At 50.3% G+C, this 4,475-nt stretch carries 3 protein-coding genes; 2 read left to right on the forward strand and 1 reads right to left on the reverse strand.

The features are described 5' to 3' along the window. Positions 1-1,598, forward strand: a 1,598-nt coding sequence (locus tag AC6R1O_RS17220; RefSeq protein WP_500657486.1) for a tripartite tricarboxylate transporter permease, incomplete at its 5' end; no start/stop codon positions are given. 33 nt (positions 1,599-1,631) lie between these two features. On the opposite strand, the gene AC6R1O_RS17225 is transcribed toward AC6R1O_RS17220, so the two are convergent. Beyond that, entirely contained in the window at positions 1,632-2,558 is a 927-nt protein-coding gene (locus AC6R1O_RS17225) for a helix-turn-helix transcriptional regulator (RefSeq protein ID WP_500657487.1), read from the reverse strand. A 117-nt stretch (positions 2,559-2,675) separates the two neighbouring features. Here AC6R1O_RS17225 and AC6R1O_RS17230 point away from each other — a divergent pair. After that, positions 2,676-4,475: TonB-dependent receptor plug domain-containing protein (locus AC6R1O_RS17230; RefSeq protein WP_500657488.1), on the forward strand; the 1,800-nt coding region annotated here is incomplete at its 3' end.

Raw genomic sequence — 4,475 nt, forward strand, 5'->3', positions numbered from 1 at the left:
GTGGCCTTGCCTTATTGATGCTGGCACCACCACTCGCTCAAGTCGCCTTGGCCTTTGGTCCATCAGAATATTTCTGGATGGCGGTTTTTGGTCTGACACTCATATCGTCTCTTTCGGTGGGCAACACTCTCAAAGGCTTGATCGGCGCTTGCATCGGCTTATTGCTTTCTACGGTTGGCGTGGCGGTAGTCGGTGGTGACGTCCGCTATACCTTTGATCAGGTCTCACTGCTCGGCGGAATTGATATTACCTCTGCAATCATTGGATTGTATTGTGTTCCAGTGATCATCGACCTAGTCGCGAACAAAACCCCTCATCTAGATTTTGCTGAGGTATCAGGAAAATCGTCGCTGTCACGCGCCTTTTCTCTCATCAAAAATAGTAAGTTCAATCTGATGCGAAGCTCCATTATCGGCACCGTCGTCGGAATCCTACCCGGTGCAGGTGGTTCTATTGCGGGGTTAGTGGCGTATACAGAAGCTCGCCGCAATGCGAAGAAAGATCAAAAATTTGGGGAAGGCGCATCAGATGGTATCGTCGCGACCGAATCTGCCAATAACGCGACCGTTGGCGGTGGTTTTATCCCAACATTGGTGCTTGGCATTCCTGGTACGCCACCTGATGCGATCATACTTGGGGCTTTGCTAGTCCAAGGCATTAAGACCGGTCCATCACTGTTCACTGAACAAGGCAGCATTGTCTACACCTTTATCTACGGTTTGATCATCGCAACGCTATTGATGCTGCCCGTCGGTTTAATTCTTGGAAAATATGCCTATCGTTCGATTGCCAAAACGCCAAAACAGTTGTTGGTCCCCACCGTCGCGTTCTTAACCGTTATTGGGAGTTATGCGATTCACAGCAACCCTCATGACACCTTTATGATGTTCATACTGGGTGTGTTTGCGTGGTTCTTAGGTAAATTTGGCTTCAGTGCTTCGCCAATTGTACTTGGCTTAGTACTAGGAAAGATCGCAGAACAAGGGTTTGTTCAGGCCTATTTGATAGGCTCGGCGCAAGGTAAAGTCTTCGAGATGTTTTTTGCTCGCCCCATCTCTATTGGCATCATTATATGTGCAATCATTGCGCTTGTGTTCCCGCTCTGGGCAGCAAAAAAGCATAACTTTGCTCCCTCTGACACGCCAAGAGATCACAAAGGCTCGACCATAGCGATCGGTGCACTGCTCATCGTCATAGGTGGCCTGCTGCTCAATCAAACGCAGAGCATGTCTAAACTGGGCGCAGTATTTCCCACTTATATTGTGGTCGCCATGATGGTCTTAGCTGTATTGCTCATCGGTAAAGTATGGCGCGCGAGCGATACAGTCAATTGGTCTTCGCTAAAGATAAGCCCGACTATGCGACAGAGCGCTCTGATTGCCATTATGGCCCTCTGGACGCTCTTGATGACCACGCTTGGTTTTGGGCTATCCTCGTTACTCGCTTTTGTTGCCATTATGTTGATCGCAAACTTCGATAAAATAGAAACCTGCTCTATGAGTAAACACCTCACCGCTTCATTTGTTATCGTGGTGATGTTTTATCTGCTGATGCGTGATGTACTTTTACTCAGGCTGCCCACTGGGTTATGGTTTTAACACTGATCCAACGTAGCCCGTTCAAACAATGGGCTACGTTGGGCATTCAGAAGTGAATACTCGCTTTGCCCTTAGCTCTTTTTGCTCAAGGTTTGCGTTCTCACCCACCCGATTTGGCGAGTAACCAAACTGCTTTTTGAACGCGAGAGAGAAATTGGAGGGGTGACGATAACCATAACTGTAAGCGGCTTCACTGACCGTCATACAACCGGTCGCCAGTTTCACTCTGGCATCATTCAGCTTTCTGCGCCGTACATAGTGAGCAGCGGTCATGTTCATGTGATCCTTGAACAGTCTCTGCAGCGACGAAATACTCATATGCGCAAACTCAGCGATAGCCTCTAAAGTCAGCGCCCGCGTTAAATGGGTTTCAATAAAGGCAACAATCTCCGCCATCTCGACGTCTTGGCGCGCGCTAGGATGAGGGGCCTGAGTCACCTCGCACGCACACAGCTGGTTCATCAATTGGAGAAGCAGCTGATGGATGTTGCTTTCCAGTTCGATGCGTTTGGCAATCGTCTCGGGGGGCGGGGTGCGAAGCAGTCTCTGTATTTCCTTAGCGGCCTCACTCGGTAAATCAAAACAAGCACTGGCGAGGTGAGCGGAGTAAAAAGTACGAAAAGCGCCGCCTTCAAGCGGTTTTGTTTCAAACCAAATTCGCGGCAACACAAGGTGAATTTTCTCGACCCACTGATCTTTCTCTACACTTCGCCAAAAACTGGCAGGGTGAACGAGATTGACGGCCATCACTTGCGCCTGAGGTTGCGCACTAAGCGTACATTCAAGCTGGTCATAACCAAACTCTAAATCTCCATCTAACAACACGGTAAAGATCACCGATGGGGTCGCAGGGGCAATCACTAGGCTCTCTTGCTGACTCCTCTGCCCGCCGCCAAAGACGTTAATCCCGTCCGCCATTTCCATGCGAAACAGTGACGGGGTGATCTGTTTTGAATGCATAACTTTCCTCATAACAAGTTGGCGATTTTGCATAATCATAAAAGCTGTTCATGTACTAGCGGTGTAGCATAACATTAATGATATTAATTATCATTTACAATGCATAAGAGGGAGTTCATGAACTCACATCACCAACCGATCGTTTCGGTATCGACTCTAGCCTTGGCCATTGCGGTCACACTCAGCAGCGGTGCCTATGCCGAGACCCAAAGCGACAACACGAACGATGAAACGCTCACAGTCTGGGGCACTCAAGTTTCGAGCAGCTCTGAGTTCTTGGGCGATCAAGACATCTCCATTAAGCAAGCGGATCACATGTCGGATCTACTGCGCAGTGTACCCGGCGTCGATGTCGGCGGTACTCATTCCGTTAACCAACGCATTACCATTCGTAGCCTCGGGGAAACGGACTTAGACATCCGCCTCGATGGCGCATCGCAGCACGCCAATATGTTCCACCATATCGGCAACCTCACACTCAACCCAGACATCCTTAAAGCGGTCGACATCCAAGTGGGCAACAACTCCGTCACCCAATCAGGCCTTGGCGGTGCGGTCTATTTTGAGACGAAAGACGCTCGCGACCTGCTGCGTTACAACGAAAGCTTTGGCGTCCGTGTGTATGGTGGTGTCGCCAGCAACGACAGTCGTCAAGGCTCTGTCACCGCATATGGTCTCTTGAACGATAATGTTGATGCGATGGTGTACGCGAACTACGTCGAACGTGATGACTTTAAAGACGGCAATGGTGACACCACCTATGGCGCAGCCGGCGATGTCGGCAATATGCTGTTCAAACTGGGTTATGAGCCTTCTTATCTGCATCGTTTTCAGCTCAGCTATGACCTCTACCGTGATGAGGGCGACTACAGCCCAAGACCGGATATGGGTGGCAGTGCCAACACTGAGCTCTCTGGTGAAGACTTAATCCCGACTCAGTATGACCGCGACACCTTTACGGGCTCCTATGAACTGCGGGGCGACAACCATCAAGGTAAAGTCACGCTCTATTCCAGTACCACTCAAATCGATCGTGACGAGTCAGCAATTACTGGCCGCTGGCCAGCCAACCGACACAGCCAGAACACCGCTAAAAACCAAAACTTGGGTGCCACCGCTCAGTTTCAGTCTAATCTAATGTTGGCTGAGCGTGGGCATCGCTTCACCTATGGGCTTGAATACATGGATAAAACCAGCGAAAGCGCCTATGGGGGTACGCCATTTATGCAAGAGCATGCGAAAAGCAGCGCTGGCTATCTCGAAGACAGAATTCAGCTCTCGCCAAGTTTCGCACTGACAGCGGGCCTGCGTTATGACCACTACATCCGTGATGCCGAAACCAGCAAGAACACATTTAACGAGTGGACTTGGGCGCTTGGCGCCGATTGGGATATCACCGAGCAATGGACGCTCTTTGCCAGCACTCGCAGTCTATTTAAGGGCCCGGAGCTGCTTGAAACCTTTATCGCCTATCAAGATGTCGCCTATCTCGCTGACGATATTAACGCAGAAACTGGCCTATCGCGCGAAGTGGGCGCTCGCTACTTCCAACGCTTTGACCAGCATGCCATCAGTGCGAACCTAACGCTGTTCCAAAACGAGATTGACGACTACATCGGTGAATCCTACCAAGATGATGGCAGCTACTTGATTGAGAACATTGGCGATGCGGAGATCAAAGGCTTTGAGCTCAGCGCGGCCTACAGCTATCAGGCTCTGAGTGCGCGAGCATCCTACTCTCGCAGTGACACCACCAACCAATCCACAGGCGGCCCACTGATTGCAGCGAACGGACGCAGTATGGACGTCGGTGACTCAATTTCGCTCGGCATCGACTATGAGTTTGCAGCGATTGATACCACCGTCGGTTGGACATCCATCATCGTGCTGGAAGAAGATAATGTTCAAGAGGATCAG

Source organism: Vibrio sp. R11-SG3-ISO3-SZ (genome assembly GCF_059834345.1).